The sequence below is a fragment of the Microcoleus sp. Pol12B4 genome, from assembly GCF_036701385.1.
In the GTDB taxonomy this organism is placed as follows: domain Bacteria; phylum Cyanobacteriota; class Cyanobacteriia; order Cyanobacteriales; family Microcoleaceae; genus Microcoleus.
Window position 1 is genome coordinate 1 of record NZ_JAUBQR010000144.1, and the last position, 17,290, is coordinate 17,290.

The following is a 17,290-nucleotide window of genomic DNA, read 5'->3' on the forward strand; positions in this document are numbered from 1 at the left end:
TAATTTTAAATCACCCTAACCTTCCGTCAGTCCTATCCTATGGTACTCTCGCTGCTTAAAAACTGTCCGAAGTATTGTATTATAAAATGGAAAGGCATTTCATCCAACCGATCGCCCAACCAGCCCTTTCATGAACACCAACATCAGCCCCATCCTCAAAGTATTCTCCCTCTCCGCCGCCCTCTCCCTTGCCATCAAGTACGCAGGCCCCACCTTATCCATACCCTCAACCGACCTCAACGCCCTCATCGCCGTCTTTTCTCCCAGTATCATCCTAGCTGCCATCCTCGGCTGGCGATCGCGCCAACAGCCGAGGTAGGATCTTAAGTGCGCATCACCCCCAAAGACGAGTTAAATCTAATCAGGTGCGATCGAGGACTCACACCAAAACCCCTCAATGCCCAGCAATATAGATGAGACAGACAATCACATGGATGTAGCCACCTTAAATCTGAAACCCTTAAATTTGCTGATTTTTCCTGATTGGAACCAACCAGAAGAATCTCTTTATTTAGAGTTAGAACTAATTATTAAGAGTCTGGTAAGTCATCGCGATAGCGATTTTCTAACTCTTTTAATAGATGTGAGCGAACCTTTAGAAAAATCAGAGTTAGATGCCAATTTAATTTTATCAGCGATTGTGATGAATCTTTTCATGGAAGAAGATTTAGATACTAGCTGCGAACCAGAAATTATTTTATTGGAAAACCTCAATCGAAGCCAGTGGCAGGATATTTTGCCACAGATTCAATATCGAATTAAGTTGAATGCGGAAAATCACCAAGCAATAGCAGAGTCTGGAAACGCAGAAATTCCAGTAGTGGAACAGGAACAACTTAGCGATATAACTGTTGATTCCCAAGCATTAGCGTTGACAGAATTCGGCAACAAACTCTATCGTCAAGGAAGATACGAAGCTGCCATTAAGCACTATCAAAGGTTTTTAGTATCCCAGATAGGAGATATAGAACTGTATGGTAACTTAAGCGAGTGTTTAATAAACCTCAACAGAATCGAAGAAGCGATCGTGATTATTGAATCAGGCATCCACCATTACCCAACAGCAGGACAACTGCACTTTCAAATCATCAAAATTTTCCAGCAAAACGGACGCACTCAAGAAGCTATATCAAGTGCAGAAATAGCAACGAAAATACTGCCGAATGAATATGTTTTTCAACTCTTTAAACACTTAACCTTGCCGATTGTTTATAACACATCAGATGAAATCAAATTTTACAGGGAAAGATTTGTCCTCAAATTAGAAAAATTAATTCAGCAAACCTCCCTAAAAACTCCAGAAGACAAAATTAATGCTTTGCGGGGTTTTAGTAGTTTCACTAATTTTTACCTAGCATATCAGGCTCACAATGTTGTGGAATCGCAATCAAAGTATGCTAATTTAGTCCATCAAGTTATGGCCGCTAACTATCCGCAGTGGGTGCAACCACAATCAATGCCTCCACTGCTGGAAAATGGCAAAATTAGAGTCGGTTATATTTCTAGTTATTTGCATTCTTACAGTGGCACTTTATGGTTAACTGGCTGGTTGCGTTATTGCAACCATAAAGAATTTGAAATTTACGGTTACTACACGGGTAACGATCCCGACCCAATTACAGAACAATTTCGCCAATACAGCGATCGATTTCACCACATTCCTCACAACCTAGAAGCCGTATGTCAACAAATTATTGATGACAAATTGCATATCTTGGTCTTCCCAGAAATCGGCATGGACGCACCAACTATACAAATAGCAGCTTTGCGCCTTGCCCCCGTGCAATGTTCGGCGTGGGGACATCCTGTAACCTCTGGTTTACCGACGATTGATTATTTTATTTCCAGTGAATTGATGGAACCGGAAAATGCACAATTGCACTACTCAGAAACCTTAATTAAGTTGCCTAATATTGGCGTTTCCTACCCAAAACCAACCGTCGGTAAATTAAACAACAGTCGCTTAGATTTTGACCTCCGAGAAGATGCAGTAATTTATTTATGCTGCCAAGCTCCTTTCAAATACTTACCGCAATATGATTTTATTTTCGCAGAAATTGCCCGCCGCGTTCCGCAAGCTCAGTTTATATTTCCTCGCGGCGAACTGCTGCAGGAACGGCTCAAGCGTGCTTTTGCTGGTGTTAATCTTGACAGCGAAGATTACTGTCTATTTCGAGCAATTCCAACTCGACAAGAGTACATAGCAATTAACTTTCTTTCCGATGTTTTCTTAGATACTTTTACTTGGTCGGGGGGAAATACATCTTTAGAGGCGATCGCTTGCAATTTACCCATAGTCACCTGTCCGGGAGAATTTATGCGGGGACTTCACGCTTATAGCTTTCTAAAAATGCTGGGAGTAACAGACACAATTGCCCAAAACGAAGAGGAATATATTCAAATTTCTGTCAAGTTAGGTCTAGACTCACAGTGGCGGCGAGACATTGCACAACGCATGAGTCAGCGACAAGATGCTCTGTTTGACGATAAAGTTTGCGTGACAGCTTTAGAGGATTTTTATCAACAAATTGTTCTAGAAAGACTTAAATAATTGTTTTCTGATAAATTAATTTAATTTTTAGTGCTCGCTAAGTTCTTATATATACAGAATACTGGCACCACTTTTAATGTTAAGAGGATATTAAAAACAGTCAATTTCCTCTATCAATTCCGGCCCAGCATAACAATCGCAACCAAAGTTGAGGCACTCACCATGATTCAAAGCATACCTGAATTAGTAACATTCGATGAATTCATTAACTGGTATCCTAAAAATTCAGAACACCGCTACGAATTACACAATGGAGAAATTGTTGAGAGACCAAAAGCAACAGGTAAACATTCTAAAGTGGCCGATTTTACCGCACTGAAAGTCGGAATAGAGATTGAGCGTCTCAATTTGCCCTACTTCATCCCCAAAGAATGCGTCATCAAACCCATGCGCGAGGAATCGGGATATGAACCAGATATTATTGTACTTAACGAACAAACCATTGGAAACGAGCCGCGATGGGAGAAATCATCAATTATCACAATGGGTTCATCAGTCCCCCTAATCGTCGAGGTAACTAGCACTAATTGGGGTGACTCATATGCCCTAAAGCTTGAGGCATATGAATCAATGGGTATTCAAGAATATTGGATTATAGACTATCTAGGATTGGGCGGCAGACGGTTCATCGGCAACCCCAAACAACCTACTTTTTCGGTTTACCAACTAATTGACGGGGAATACCAAGTCAAACTGTTCAAAGGCGGCGAGGGTATTGAGTCCCCAACTTTCCCAGAATTGAAGCTGACAGCGCAGCAGGTGTTCGCAAAAGGGAATTGAGGAGGCTGCTTATGCTGATGTCCGAGTAGGGGTATCTGATTAAAGATGCGATCGCCCGCATCTAAGGTATCTTATAGAGATGCGATTCATCGCTTCTGGGCTGCTGAACAATTACCAAGCAGCAATTCCCAATACCCTATTCCTCAATCTAAAATCTAAAATCTAAAATCTAAAATCTAATGAAGCTAGGACAGTGGATGGGCTTATTAGCCCTCATCGCATCTTGTTACATCCTGTGGCAAATCAGGCAGGCCCTACTGTTGCTGTTTGCCGCCGTCGTCTTAGCCACCGCCTTAAACAGACTAGCACGCTACTTGCAAAAATTCGGACTCAAAAGATCGATCGCTGTACTCTTATCAGTTAGCTTCCTCATCCTCGTATTCGTAGGCTTATTCCTGATAATTGTACCGCCCTTTACCCAACAGTTTCAACAACTTACCCAAAGAGCCCCTCAAGGAATAGAAAGATTAAATCAGTGGATTGATCAATTTGAGGGTAGCTTTTCAGGACAATTTGGTCAGCGGCTGCCCAATCTTGATGTTAACGACATCATGCAACAACTGCAACCTTTATTCAACCAACTCGTCGGCGGTGCAGGAGCCTTTGTCGGCAACACATTAGGCGTTATTCTCAGCTTTTTGCTAGTCATAGCTTTGACCTTGATGACATTAGCAGAACCTCTATCTTACCGCCAAGCATTCATCCAACTATTTCCCTCTTTTTATCGACGACGAGTCGATGGCATCTTAGATGAATGCGAAATAGCTCTCGGCCGATGGGTCATCGGCGCTCTCATTAGCATGAGTGTGATTGCTTTTTTGAGCTTAATTGGTTTGTCGGTCTTGCAAGTCCCCCTACCGCTAGCTCACGCTGTAGTAGCAGGATTTCTTAACCTAATTCCCAATATAGGCCCCACCCTAAGCGTCATTCCGCCAATGACGATCGCACTTTTAGATTCTCCCTTACAATCAGGTTTTGTCCTAATCCTTTACTTTCTAATTCAACAGTTTGAAAGCAACGTCCTCACCCCCTACGTCATGGCACAGCAAGTATCACTGCTGCCAGCAGTAACATTAATAGCTCAAGTATTCTTCGCGACCTTCTTTGGATTTTTAGGCTTATTGCTAGCTCTCCCCCTCACCGTTGTAGCTCAAGTTTGGATTAGGGAAGCCCTAATTAAAGATATTCTAAACCAGTGGAGTGCCAGCCCTAAAACCTTAGCAGCAATCGATTCTGCTATCCATGAAAAAAATGAATCTATAGGAGTCGCCGAAAGCCTCCCAGAAAAATATTTACCAGAACAGAAACCAGACATCCCCGATCCGGCTGAAAATGAGGCTCCTGAAAATCAATAGTTAAGGTTCATAATGACTTCTGTCCTGCTTCATTCCCAGTTAGAGGACAGAAGTATTCACTACCAACTGAGAAAAGATGTGGTACAAATACCCTCAACTAACTATCTTCAAGCCTCCCATTTTCTACCGTATCTCGGTCAGCGCTAAAAATCTGTTTAACCATCAAATTTAACTGCCCAACTGTGGGCGACAAAACCCTCTCACTACCCCGAAACTGACTGACTTGATACTCACCGTCAACTAAATGGTGAACAGAAAAAGTAGGTTGTTTGGGGTTGCCAATATAGCGTCGCCCGCCAAGTCCCAAATAGTCCGCAATCCATTATTCAGAAATGCCCAAAGCTTCGTAGTCAACCAATTTATAGCCATAATCATCCCGCCAATTGGTACTAACAACTTCGACAATTAGCCGGGCAGAACTACCCATTGTAATGATAGATTCCTTTTTCCATCTCGGTTCGCTGTCCGTCCCTTACCTGTCCAAAACGATCGTATCCAGTTCCATTGTGCAGTTCGTAACGGTTTACCGAATTTTCAGGATACCAGTCAATAAATTCATCGAAGGTGACTGGTTTTAATATCGCTTGATTCATGGCGATCGATCTTTATTTTATTTATAATATAATCCTGATATCTGTTATAGCATTTTGCTGTGTTATCAAACCGAGGTCGATCGCCCAAACAGCATTCGCTCGATCGACATTCCATCAATCCAAAGTCAATCCAAAATCAAAATTACTCCAAAATCAATCAATTCAAAATCTAAAATCCAAAATCTAAAATCTAAAATATATGAGATCGATCGACGAAATCAACGATAAAATCAGCCAGGGCAAAGCCACAGTGTGGACAATCGAAGAACTCAAAACTAGAGTTCAAGAAACCAGCATTACCCAAGCAGCCAAAGAAGTCGATGTGATTACCGCAGGCACATTCGAGCCGATGGAATCCTCCGGTGCAATCATCAACCTCGGCCATACCGATCCGCCGATAAAAATCCGCCAATGCTGGCTGGACGGCGTTTTAGCCTACTCCGGCTTCGGGGCAGTAGACCTGTACCTGGGAGCCACCCAAGTAGCCGAAGACGGCGAAGAATCCCGCGAACGGGGCGGCGGACACGTCATCGAAGACCTGATTGCCGGCAAACCCGTGCAGTTGCGAGCCTTGGGGCAAGTAACAGACTGCTACCCCCGCGCCTCCTTTGAAACCACGATTACCCGCGATACAATCAACCAGTTTTATCTATTCAATCCCCGGAACGCATATCAAAACTTTATTGTTGGCGTCAATGGAGGCGATCGCCCGCTGTTCACCTACCTCGGCCCCCTGCAACCAAACCTCGGCAACGCCGTCTACTCGAACCTTGGAGCCATGTCTCCCCTGCTCAACGACCCCGACCTCGAAACCATCGGCATCGGCACCCGCATCTTCCTAGGAGGCGCCACCGGCTACATCACCTGGGAAGGAACCCAGCACTTCCCCCTGCAAAAACGCCAGCCCAACCGCACCCCCATCGGCCCGGCCGCCACCCTTGCACTAATCGGCGACGCCAAACAGATGAACTCCAAATGGGTGCGCGGCTGCTACTTCAAAAACTACGGCCCATCTCTGATGCTGGGAGTCGGCATCCCGTTTCCAGTCTTAAACGAAACAGTCGTCGCCCACTGTGCAGTATCCGACAAAAAAATAGTAGCGCCGGTGGTAGATTTCTCTATCCCCCGGCGCGTTCGTCCCACATTCGGTTTAGTCAGCTATGCTCAATTAAAGACTGGCCGCATCCTGATAGAGGGCAAACCTGTGCGGGCAGCCCCCCTTGCGAGTATGTTTCTCTCCCGGCAAGTAGCATTGGAATTGAAGCAGCAAATTGAAGCGGGTCAATTTACCCTCACGGCCCCAGTTGCTCCCCTACCCACCGACAGAGTATTTCTCCCGCAAGATTTGTGGGGGGCCCAAGTGAGGCTGGAATAGACATTCGCTAAACTAAAATCACGGATTATACAGCGTATTCCAGGTTTATAAAATACACCTCAGAAACCGGGTTTCTTTACAGTTCTCGCATCCTTACTGATTCTGTTGCTCGAAACCGGGTTTCTTGCGATCTACACCTACATGGAATATGCTGTAAATATGTCATTGATGCGTACTGGAATGACATCGGAATGACATTAAGGGTGCGATTTTCCCCGCTGGCGAGGCACCTTAGAGGGAGCGAAATCAAAGCGATCGAAATTTGATCGCTTCTGACCCAATTTTCCAGCTTATTCTACAGTCTGAGAAACTGGCCGACAGCCAGACAATATCGAGTGCAAATTGACAACATTTCCGATTACCGCGATCGCAGGTGCTGCAAATCCGATCGCCTCAACTTGCTCTACAATTGTACCCAAAGTCCCGATCAATTCTTCTTGTTCCGGCCGCGTTCCCCAGCGCACTAACGCTATTGGCGTTTCTGCACTCAATCCTGCATCTGTTAACTGGCCGATAATGTAAGGCAAATTGTGGATTCCCATGTATACTACAATGGTTTCCGAGCCACGGGCGATCGCCTGCCAATTTACTTCCGGCCGATATTTTCCCGCTGATTCGTGACCGGTGACAAAGGTGACAGAAGAACTGTACGATCGATGTGTTAAAGGAATTCCCGCATAAGCAGGGGCCGCAATCCCAGAAGTTACGCCGGGGACGACTTCTACTGACACTCCAGCTTTTACCAACTCTTCCATTTCTTCGCCACCGCGACCGAAGATAAACGGATCGCCGCCTTTGAGACGAACTACGATCGCATTATCTCCAGCTTTTTCTATCATTAGTTGAGTAGTTTCGTCCTGCATTAACGAGTGACGCCCTTTGCGTTTTCCGGCATCAATTCGTTCTGCTTGGGGGTTGATTACTGCCAAAATTTGAGGGCTGACTAAAGCGTCGTAAATGACCACATCCGCGCACTCTAACAAAGCTTTTCCCTTCAAGGTCATCAAACCCGGATCTCCGGGCCCCGCACCTACTAAATACACTTTGCCTAAAGACATTTTTCTTGCTTCCTTTACCTCTTCTTTGCCTCTGCGGTTCATTTTTGAATTAAATTCCCAATTAAGTCTGCTAATTGTACACTTGCGCCTAGAGGATTTGCGAGATGAAGTTCCGCCGCAGGAAATTGCTGCTTTAGCTGTGCGACATTTTTGGCGATCGCATCTGTAATTCCTCCATTAAATAAGAAGTATGGCAGAATTCCTATTTGCTGCTGTCCACCATGAACCAAACTGTCAATTTGTTCTGACAAACTTGGCTTTACCGACCAATAAGCTGTCTGTGCACCGATTTGGCTGGCGATTGCCTCGACTGTCGAGTTACCTCCGGGGCGACGGCTGCCGTGAGATAATAAAATCCATTTTGGCAATAGCAGATTGGGGAGAAAAGTCACCTCTTCCATCTGACTTTTTACCAATTTTGTTAAGCCTGCTTCCTGGGAACCTAAATGCGGGCGCAATTCAATTTTTAGCTTGTCACCAAAAGCTTTTTGGGCAATTTCCACCTCTGCCGGTATGTCTTCGGCGACGTGAACTCCCGGCAATAAAAATACAGGCAGTATTTGCAATTCTGTCACTCCCAGCGACAGGGTACGATCGCCAAAACTGCAAATTTGTTCGTGCAGCGGTGCGGGGCTTAGTTCTAAGGTGGCGGTTGCGACTGCGGGGAATGAGTCAGCCAAATTTTGAGACAGCAGTTGACCTAGGTTTTCCAAAGCTTGTTGGGGTCTGGGGTCGCGGCTGCCGTGAGAAACTAATAAATAGGTCGATGATCGCAATTTCAATATAGATTTGATGTTAATGTTCGATCGGGATTTCAAATAATTATAACACCGTAGGGCCCGTGACTTAAAAAATCCTCAACACAAAAGTTCGATATCCTAGGGTGCGTGACTAGAAAATTACTCAACACAGGGCTTAAAGTTTCTAAGCCGCAACCTTACAAAAGAAGGTGCGCGGCTTAAAAATCAATACGGTTCAATTAAGGAAAATTGTAGCGAAAATGTTGGGCGGAGTGAAACGGAGGGTTCGTTCCTCAACTCAACCTACGCACAGGGCTTAAATATTCTAAGCCGCCCACCTTACAAAAGAAGGCGGGCGGCTTAAAAATTACTTAATAGTGGGCTTAAATCTTCTAAGCCACACACCCTAAACAACTCTCAAATTAACCTTTTGGAGCGGGATCGGCGATGTATTTGAAAGTAGGTTCCGAGTTCCAAGGGCCGCGTTCATCCTTGCCATTTGTTGACAAGTTAAAGTAGAGATCTACGGTGTTATCTGGCGGAATGTTGCCGAACATCGGATCGGTGAGTTTACCCAGCGATTCCAGAGCTTTCATGAACATTTGAGTGTGAGAAATTTCGCGAGTCAGCAGAAACTGCAACGTCTTTTTCGTTCCCATATCCGGTGCTAGTTTAATCAATTCTTCGTAGGTTTGGCGAGCTCCTGCTTCCGCACCGATATCAGCGCGCAAATCGCGCACCACATCCCCGCCTTCGTTGATATAAGCTGCTGTCCAAGCTTGACCTTGGCTGTCCAATAAGTGTGGGCCTACACCGCGCACCGCAAACAATGTGCTTTTGTAAGCTTCTGTTTGGTCAACGTTTTTGGTGTGCATTTCTATGAGTTGGCCCACCATTTCTAAGTGGCTGAATTCTTCGATCGCAATATCTTGAAGCATATCCTTAATCCCTGGATTTTCACAGTGGAATGACTGCACCCAGTATTGCAAAGCTGCTGTGAGTTCTCCTGTTGCTCCGCCAAACTGTTCTAGCAGCAATTGGGCAAAACGGGGGTTTGCTTCGTCTACTGTGACGGCAGCCATTAATTCTTTTTTATGAAAAAACATGGATCGGTACCTCTTTTTAGTTCTGTTGTTAAAGTCTCAAAGATCGCAGACTTTATCTGTGTTCGCCTTAATCCATTGTGCGACAAACGATCGCACCGAGCCTCGGTCGATGGATACATCTAGCTCGACAAATTTCTCTGCTTTCAGGTAGAGTTTAAATATGAAATTTTACTTACTGAGTCGGTAGACCAAATTACAATTTAGGAGCAGGATTATTGTCGCACTCGGTTAATTTTGCTGACAGGGCATCGAGATGCCGCAGCCACTGAATGCCGCCAACCCAACTGCGAGAGGGGAGGTGTCCGATTGGTGCTTGCTGAGTAAATTTAATCTGCCCTAAAGTATTAGCAGAATTGTAGGTTTGCCAGTTGACCCGATCGCAAAATCTGATATAGTCTCCCTTAACGCTTTCATAAATCTGCTTTTGGACGCTGAAGCCAAACCGACCTTGACTGTAGTGCAGCCACAGGCGATCGAGTGTTTGCAATTCTTCGCAGGGTAGCTGGTAAATTTGGCTAATTTCTAGCTGAGTTCCCGGTTGCTGGGAAAGAGATTGACACATCAGAACCCAAGTTTCGCGATCGGCTTCTTTCCACTTTTTGTTTGACAAAAAATCCCGCAGTTTGGTACAATCTACTCCCCGTGCAGAAATTAGAGATTGGTCGAGATTTGAAGTAACAGATAAGGAAAAAGTTTCTGCGGAATTGGCGACGGATTTTGTCGGTAAAATCGGAGAATCAGAAGTTTGTAGGGCGCTGAGATCAGTTGAGTTGTCGCTATTACTGGGAGCAGGAGCGATCGGCTTTTTGGGCGAAAGCAAATTTGGATCGCAAATATCTAAAGCTGCTTGGATATCTTGCAAAACTTCCGTAGCAAAACTGTACCGCTGATTGAGACGAGTTTGCAACAATTTATCTAAAATTTCACCTAACTCGTCGCTAATACTCGTGGCTTTGGGGAGAAACTCGCGCCACCACCAGCGCTCGTTGTTGCAGTCGTACATATCCAAGGGAGGAACTTGCGTCATCAGGCGAATGCAAGTAACACCTAAACTGTAAAGGTCGCTAGCAGGAAATACTTTGCCACGCATTTGTTCGGGAGCTACATAATCTTGACTGCCAATGAGCGTTGCTGAACGGAGTAGGGCTGAATCAGTCAGCAGTTTGGCAATGCCGAAATCGATCAATACGAGTTTGTTGTCCGATTGGCGGCGGATAATATTTTCAGGTTTGATGTCGCGGTGAATGACGCGCTTCTCGTGGATAAATTGCAGCACGGGCAGTAAGTCTTGCAGCAGTTGCCAAACTTTCTCTTCATCGTAGACACTCTTGTCTAATTCTTGTTTAAGAGTCGATCCCTCTATAAACTCTTGAACTAAATAAATATGACCTTCTTGTTCAAATCCCGCTAATAATGTGGGGATTTGCGGGTGTTTTCCGAGTTCGTCTAAACAGACGGCTTCTTGGCGAAATAATTCAACGGCTTTGTTGAAAAGTTCGGGGTCACGGTCGTAAAAATAAAATTGCTTGACTGCACAGCGGGGTAGAGATGGGATGTCTTCATCAATTGCTAGGAAAGTTTTACCAAATCCGCCTCTACCTAAGAGTTGAATCGGGCGATATCGCTGTCTCAGCAACAGGTTAAAGCCGCAGTTTAAGCAAAATTTGGCGGTGTTGGAGTTTTGAGGATTTTGACATTCTGGGTTGACACAGTAGCTCATATCGATTTTAGATTTTAGATTTTAGATTTTAGATTGCGGACAAGACTTTTTTTTAAACGAAGCGCGAAGATGCGAAGCTACGCGAAGGAATAGGGAAGAGAGAAGAGAGAGAAGAAGAATGGTTGATAACTCATGCAGTGTGGGATACGCTGTCCCGCTTCTGGCGTTGTATTTTTCGGGTGGGCGGGACACCCCACAAGCTTTCCTCTGAGATGTTGCACAATTCTCAATAAGGCTTTTAGGGGCGGGCTAGAAGAGCCCACCCTAAAAGAAATTCATTCTTTGTGGAACAGGCATCTTGCCTGTTCTTGAGAATTGTGCCAGAGGTGAGTTTTATCAAACTGGAGTGTAAAATTTAGATGCACCTGGGCTGATAAGGCTATTTTAATGCGCTTGGCCGAATCGGGACGCTGCCAGAGCTGCCCAACCCACGCCGCATGAGTGCTGGGGGCGAGATAATTGCCGTTGGCGAAGCCCTCGAAGAGGCTCGCACAGGCCGATCGCACAGAGCGAAAATTGTGCTATAGTCTTACTGTGCTTGGAACTTGAGGCATAATCGATCTGTCCGGTTGAGGGACGCTCAGAAATATTTCAAAATATTTTTGCCCTACCCCTAGACTTGTGCTGAGATCTGATGCTATAGTTACAAAAGATATGGCGAGTGTAGCCAAGTGGTTAAGGCAGTGGTTTGTGGTACCACCATTCGTGGGTTCAATTCCCATCATTCGCCCTTTTGATTCTAAACAGTTTAATTCGATCGCCTCCGGGTGGGCTTCAGCAAACCTTAATCTTTGGGATTTAGCCGTTCTGTCGGTATCATTTGTGTCCACTTAACGTTAAAAGTAGTATAGGTCTGCTGTTTGACAGTTAGGTCTAGATCCCCCCTAACCCCCCTTAATAAGGGGGGGACAAGAGCGTGATCAAAGTCAACCCCTACTCCCCTTATTAAGGGGGATTTAGGGGGATCTAGACTCAGCAAAAAGCCAGATTTATCAGGGGTTGCAGGCTCTAGTTGACACCAATGTGTCGGCACAAGTTCCGATGTGCTAATCTTAAATCCAATCTAAAATCTAAAATCTAAAATCAAAATATGCCGTCTTTAGTAGCAGAAGATTGGGGATATAAATTTAGTGGCGATCGCACAATTAATAAGTTTATTCGGGATATAGAAGGAGAAGCGGCTTTAGGGAAATATTGCGATTGGGAATGCAGAGAGCGTGCGGAAATTCTGATGTCTGAGATTGCCGGCAAATCCCACAGTCTTTTCTACGTGCGCCGCCAAAAGGTAAATGAGAGATTTTCTGAAGAAGAAATCTGGGAATTGCTCCTTGCTACGGATGGAGATGATTTTGAATTACCCCAATTTTTGCAAAAAGCCGATCGCACTTTGCGGTTGTTAGCAACTGTACGCTGTGAAGACGGAATTGGCGGTTTAAAACTGCTGGATGCTGGTTTGGTGGCGGTTCCCAGAGGAAGGAAAGATGGGTATTCTTTGCCGGTTCAGTTGCGACTTTTGGCTAACAGTCGCTCACCAATTCCTGCAAAGTCGATCGCCCGCGTCCAACAAATGCCATTTTGGGACGACAGACACATACCAACGACGGAACAACTAAAAGTTTGGCATACTTTTTTAAATGTGGAAAAACGCATTGCGGAAGCGCGTCAATTTTGCGTGCCTTTTCGCGGTCATAATTACGGTTCCGGCTTTAAAATCGTCACTTTTGAAATTGAACGTAATTCCGCAACTCTTGACGGCTATGAGGAAAATTCCTTAGAATTGGGCGACTTTCGCGAAAGGCTGAAAAAAGCCAGAAATGAAGAAATTATTCTGTTTGATTCGCCGCCCGGAAGCAGAAGCAGCCGAGATGGAGAGACATTAGGTAGCATCGCCGAAATTGACTTTGAACATGGTAAATTACGCATTAAGTTAGATGTTGATTTAGGCGATCGCATGGCGGGTGGCAGATATCAAATGCCCAAACAAGGATTCTTGTATTTTGAGGCGGCGGGCGATATCAGTCAGATCGAACGCAAGAAAAAAGCTTTAAAAATGCTGACAGATGGCCGCGCTCAAAATCCTTATTTGAGTGAGTTTTTATTCGACTCTTCTCAGGCGCGAATGCCCGATAAATTGATTAAATTGGATCTGGAAAACTTATTAAATCGCAATGCTAATGAGGATCAACTTGCTGCCGTAGAAACGGTGCTTTCGGCGCGGGATTTAATTTTGATTCAAGGCCCGCCGGGAACGGGCAAAACGACTGTGATTGCGGAGATTTGCTATCAAATTGCTCGTCAGGGTGGCAAAACGCTCATTGCTTCGCAAGCAAATTTGGCTGTAGACAATGCTTTGAGTCGGTTAGTTCACAATCCGGCGATTCGGGCTTTGCGGAAGGGAAAAGCTCATAAGGTGCAGGAAGAAGGACAGCCGTTTTTAGAGGAAAATGCGATCGGCACTTGGCTGCAAAATACGGCGACTGACTGCGAACAAAAGCTCTCGCAGCGCCAAACTAATGTCAAATCTTTGTGCCAGTTGGTGGCAGAATCAGAGCGATTTACCGCCTACTGTGCCGCCGAAAAAGATTTTTTCAATGAACTCAAACACCTGCACGACAGTAAAGCAAGTATTGAGGAAAAGTACAGCAAGCAAGCAGCAGATTATGAACTGATTTTAACCAAAAAAAGCGAGATTGAATCTCTAGTTCGTGGTTTAGAAAATCTGTTGGATGCGCCTAATGTCAACTGGGAATCTCCAGAAGTGGCTGAGTTTATGCCCCGACTAAAACCCTATTCAGAAGGCAATGTTTTAGTAGAAAACTTTATAGCAAATGTTCGGATTGCCGCTAGCAATGCTACTCAAATAGGTTTCGATCGCCCTGCTTGCGGCGCGTTTGGGATTGCGGTTTGGCTGCAGGAAACTGTAGCAGCGCAAATATCGGAATTTAAGACGGCATTCGACCGCGCTGATGATGTTTGTCACGCTATGTCGGCGGTTGCAGAGTCGCTGCGGGTGTCGCGGCAGATGTCGGAGGCTGTGAATCAACTCGAATTGGGCGATCGGCAAAATCAGACACACCGCCACAATCTCGAACAGAAAATCAAGAATTTGGAACTGCGAAAAGCGGAAATTGCAGCAGTTGTTGTCGCCGTTGCACAGTGGATCGAGACGGCGGATACGGGGCTCTATGAAGTTGTGAAATCTTGCTGGGAAACGGGCGCAATGCTGACCGATGATATGGTAGAATTGCCCGCAGGATTGCTGAAAATTGCCCGATCGCTCAAATTGCCGATCGTGCCGCCCAAATGCAAAATCAATTTGCCCGATTTGGATCGGTTGCAAAAGGCGGTAGCCCACGAAGAAAGCGCAGGTTTTAAGGACATACAAGGGCAACAGTTCCGGTTTAGCGAGTTTTTGCATCTAAATTTGAGTCAAACGCCGATCGTGCTCTCTGCGGGCGATCGTACGCAATGGCAGCAACTAGCCAAAGATTTCGCCAGCTATTCCCAAGTCAGCCAAAGTCAGCGCAAATTTATCCTAGAAAAAGCTCGCACTTTCTTAGGTAGCATTCAACAATTTTATAGTGAATCCTTGCACCCAAATCATATCCAGGCTACCTTCGATCGCCTGGTCAAAGAATTGCTGCACAGTATCCTCGCAAATGCCCGTCAGTGCGTGGTTCCCCTGAAAACCGAAACCGAACAGCAGCTTATAAAACAGCAACAATTATTAGATAAAATCGGTCAAACCTTAAACCAGCAGCAAATATCCGCCGCTAAACTTCAAGTAGAAACAGCGCAGCAAGAGGCCAACTTAAAAATTAGCGAAGTTACTAATTTGTTGCAAGGAATTGTTCAACAGCCAAATGTACCTGAAAACTTGCGAATTTTAGCCGAACAATATCTCGTTCAAAAATCCAATATCTGGGAGCAAACCCAGCATTTTGTCAAGCAAGTTGATGCTTGGAAAGCAAGCACAATTAAGTTTGAAAAATCCATTGCTGACCTCGACCCTTTTGGGGTTTTGGAGACAATCAAAAAAACTCTTGACGAGGATTTATCCCCGCTGCAAACTGCGGCTGCAACTTCGCAGCAGCAACTCGCTCAACTGCAAGCAGAATTGAGCGAAATTAATGCTCAACTGCAACAACAACAACCGACAGCAGCATTACTTGTCGAGAGAAATTGGTGGGAGTCCGCATGGCAAACTATCCCGACTCAATACCAGCCAGAAGTTCCGAATACAGGATTATTCAGCGGAGCTTTTTTAAGCAAAATTAAGCGTCTATTCAAAACATGGCAACGGAAATTAGAACAAGAAGAAACAGCACTAAATCGCTCTCAAACGTTTGTCACAGATTGGATTAAAAAACTCCGCAATCCATCAGAAAAAGACCGCAACGATTTAAAGCAAATTTATATTGACAATGCCAACGTGATCGGCATTACTTGCGTGCAAGCTGCCAGTTTCGATTTTACTAAAAACTTTCCCAGCTTTGATGCAGTCATAATTGACGAAGTTAGCAAATGCACTCCGCCAGAGTTATTAATTCCCGCTTTGAAAGGCAGAAAGTTAGTATTAGTGGGCGATCACAGGCAATTACCGCCGATGTTTAATCAAAGTACGATTGACGATATTGCCGAAGACATCGGCTGTACCGGAGACGAACTTAGCTTCATCAAACAATCTTTGTTCAAAGTATTGTTTGAAAAAGCCAGCGACAGCATAAAAAAAATGCTGACAACTCAATACCGAATGCACCCGCAAATCATGGGTGCAATCAATCAGTTTTACCAGCAAAAACTCAACTGTGGCATTCAGGAAGCTGACACCAAACGCGCCCACAACCTCGCAGGTAGAATCATTCAAGAAAATAATCACATTCTCTGGCTGAAAACGCCGATAGGACAAGGGTTTGAAGAGGAAAAACAGGGTACTTCGCGGTTGAATATCAAGGAGATTGATGCGATCGAGCGTTTGTGCGAACAAATGGACACAGCTTGGCGGCCCAAAGTTGCCAACGGTGAAGCACCCAAAGAAATCGGAATTATCACTTTTTATGCTGCTCAATTAAATGCAATTAAAGACAGAATTGAAGGCGAAAGATTCCCTGCTTTGAGCATCCGGACTGGTACGGTTGACATATTTCAAGGCATGGAAAGACCTGTGATTATTGTCAGCACCGTGTGCAATAATGTTAGGGGCGATATTGGATTTGCTAAGGAACCGGAACGGGTGAATGTAGCATTTTCCCGCGCTCAAGAATTGCTGATTGTTGTCGGCTGCCACGATTTATTTACCCAACAAACAGGTACTGTCGGAAAAATGTATCAGGAAGTTTCAAAAACGGTACGTCACTGCGGAGGTTTTGTAGATGTTTCTAGCGTCCTCAACTAAACCCATAGACTCGAATTTAAGTTCGGTAGCCGAACAAATTGAGCAACAAAATCCGGGTTTGTCAGTGTTGGTGGCCCGTCAATTCCGCTTTGCAATCCGCCAAACTCCGCTGGAGGTGGCGATTAGCGAACCGCGCCAGTTTAACGTGTTGGAAGAGTTCATTTTGCGCGCGGGCGTTGAGTTTGAACCTGCGCCAACCTTGAAGGAATTGGCGGATTTGCTGGGGTTAGACGAGATTTTTGTGAAGACTACGGCGGCGACTCTGGTTAGTTTGGAAAGCTTGGAGGTGGCGGAAAATGGGCAAATTGCGATCGCCCCGCAGGGTAGAGATTTTTTCGAGAAAGGTGCAGTTAGTCGATCGCAAATTCAATCAATTTATGCCATTTCCGATCCGCTGAATCAAACTCTTACCTTTAAATTTGATCCTTTAGCGACAGAATCGGTCAACTTGCCAGATTTAGCAGATTTAGTCTCGCTAGAACATAAAATTACAGACCTTGCGGATTTAAGTATAGCAGAAATCCAGCCGTTAATTCAAGCTTCCGGCTTAGGAATTCACGTCCCAGAAAACGGCAAAATTGTCTCTGCTTGCGATGTCGTCGGCGACGATTTAGATA

Annotated in this window: 14 protein-coding genes and 1 tRNA gene; 8 read left to right on the forward strand and 7 right to left on the reverse strand. The window is 45.0% G+C overall.

Annotated elements, in window-relative coordinates:
- Positions 1–130: 130 nt before the first annotated feature.
- From QUA38_RS19120 to QUA38_RS19135, 4 genes are all read left to right on the forward strand, one after another.
- Positions 131–319 (forward strand): hypothetical protein, encoded by a 189-nt coding sequence (locus tag QUA38_RS19120; protein WP_333164488.1) that lies wholly within the window; start codon positions 131–133, stop codon positions 317–319.
- A gap of 78 nt (positions 320–397) precedes the next feature.
- On the forward strand, positions 398–2,551 hold the full coding sequence (locus tag QUA38_RS19125; protein WP_333164490.1) for an O-linked N-acetylglucosamine transferase family protein: 2,154 nt from the start codon (positions 398–400) through the stop codon (positions 2,549–2,551).
- A 162-nt stretch (positions 2,552–2,713) separates the two neighbouring features.
- A complete protein-coding gene (locus QUA38_RS19130; RefSeq protein WP_333164492.1) occupies positions 2,714–3,331 on the forward strand; it encodes a Uma2 family endonuclease in 618 nt (205 codons plus the stop codon).
- Between the two features lie 179 nt (positions 3,332–3,510).
- A complete protein-coding gene (locus QUA38_RS19135) occupies positions 3,511–4,686 on the forward strand; it encodes an AI-2E family transporter (protein WP_333164494.1) in 1,176 nt (391 codons plus the stop codon).
- A gap of 97 nt (positions 4,687–4,783) precedes the next feature.
- Here the strand turns inward: QUA38_RS19135 and QUA38_RS29435 are convergent, their stop codons facing one another.
- The 3 genes from QUA38_RS29435 to QUA38_RS29445 are packed head-to-tail and all read right to left on the reverse strand — an operon-like array spanning position 4,784 to position 5,279.
- Complete coding sequence (locus QUA38_RS29435) at positions 4,784–4,993, reverse strand: Uma2 family endonuclease (RefSeq protein ID WP_445305076.1); 210 nt, start codon at positions 4,991–4,993, stop codon at positions 4,784–4,786.
- Positions 4,994–5,008: 15 nt separating this feature from the next.
- Entirely contained in the window at positions 5,009–5,113 is a 105-nt protein-coding gene (locus tag QUA38_RS29440; protein ID WP_445305077.1) for a Uma2 family endonuclease, read from the reverse strand.
- Complete coding sequence (locus QUA38_RS29445; RefSeq protein WP_445305078.1) at positions 5,106–5,279, reverse strand: hypothetical protein; 174 nt, start codon at positions 5,277–5,279, stop codon at positions 5,106–5,108. The genes QUA38_RS29440 and QUA38_RS29445 overlap by 8 nt, the downstream gene beginning before the upstream one ends.
- Before the next feature lie 199 nt (positions 5,280–5,478).
- Here QUA38_RS29445 and QUA38_RS19145 point away from each other — a divergent pair, with 199 nt between their 5' ends.
- Entirely contained in the window at positions 5,479–6,654 is a 1,176-nt protein-coding gene (locus QUA38_RS19145) for a homocysteine biosynthesis protein (RefSeq protein WP_333164497.1), read from the forward strand.
- A 290-nt stretch (positions 6,655–6,944) separates the two neighbouring features.
- Here the strand turns inward: QUA38_RS19145 and cobA are convergent, their stop codons facing one another.
- From cobA to QUA38_RS19165, 4 genes are all read right to left on the reverse strand, one after another.
- On the reverse strand, positions 6,945–7,754 hold the full coding sequence (gene cobA / locus QUA38_RS19150; protein ID WP_333164499.1) for a uroporphyrinogen-III C-methyltransferase: 810 nt from the start codon (positions 7,752–7,754) through the stop codon (positions 6,945–6,947).
- Positions 7,751–8,494, reverse strand: a complete 744-nt coding sequence (locus QUA38_RS19155) for a sirohydrochlorin chelatase (RefSeq protein ID WP_333164501.1) — start codon at positions 8,492–8,494, stop codon at positions 7,751–7,753. The genes cobA and QUA38_RS19155 overlap by 4 nt, the downstream gene beginning before the upstream one ends.
- Positions 8,495–8,874: 380 nt before the next feature.
- On the reverse strand, positions 8,875–9,558 hold the full coding sequence (locus tag QUA38_RS19160) for a manganese catalase family protein (RefSeq protein WP_333164503.1): 684 nt from the start codon (positions 9,556–9,558) through the stop codon (positions 8,875–8,877).
- 193 nt (positions 9,559–9,751) lie between these two features.
- The gene (locus QUA38_RS19165; RefSeq protein WP_333164504.1) at positions 9,752–11,278 is read right to left on the reverse strand and encodes a serine/threonine-protein kinase; all 1,527 of its coding nucleotides are present in this window, start codon (positions 11,276–11,278) and stop codon (positions 9,752–9,754) included.
- A 657-nt stretch (positions 11,279–11,935) separates the two neighbouring features.
- Between QUA38_RS19165 and QUA38_RS19170 the strand changes: the two genes are divergently transcribed.
- The 3 genes from QUA38_RS19170 to QUA38_RS19180 form a co-directional block, all read left to right on the forward strand.
- Positions 11,936–12,008 (forward strand) — tRNA-His (locus tag QUA38_RS19170).
- 360 nt (positions 12,009–12,368) lie between these two features.
- Positions 12,369–16,673, forward strand: a complete 4,305-nt coding sequence (locus tag QUA38_RS19175; protein WP_333164507.1) for an AAA domain-containing protein — start codon at positions 12,369–12,371, stop codon at positions 16,671–16,673.
- Positions 16,651–17,290: hypothetical protein (locus QUA38_RS19180; RefSeq protein ID WP_333164509.1), on the forward strand; the 640-nt coding region annotated here is incomplete at its 3' end. The genes QUA38_RS19175 and QUA38_RS19180, both read left to right, overlap by 23 nt.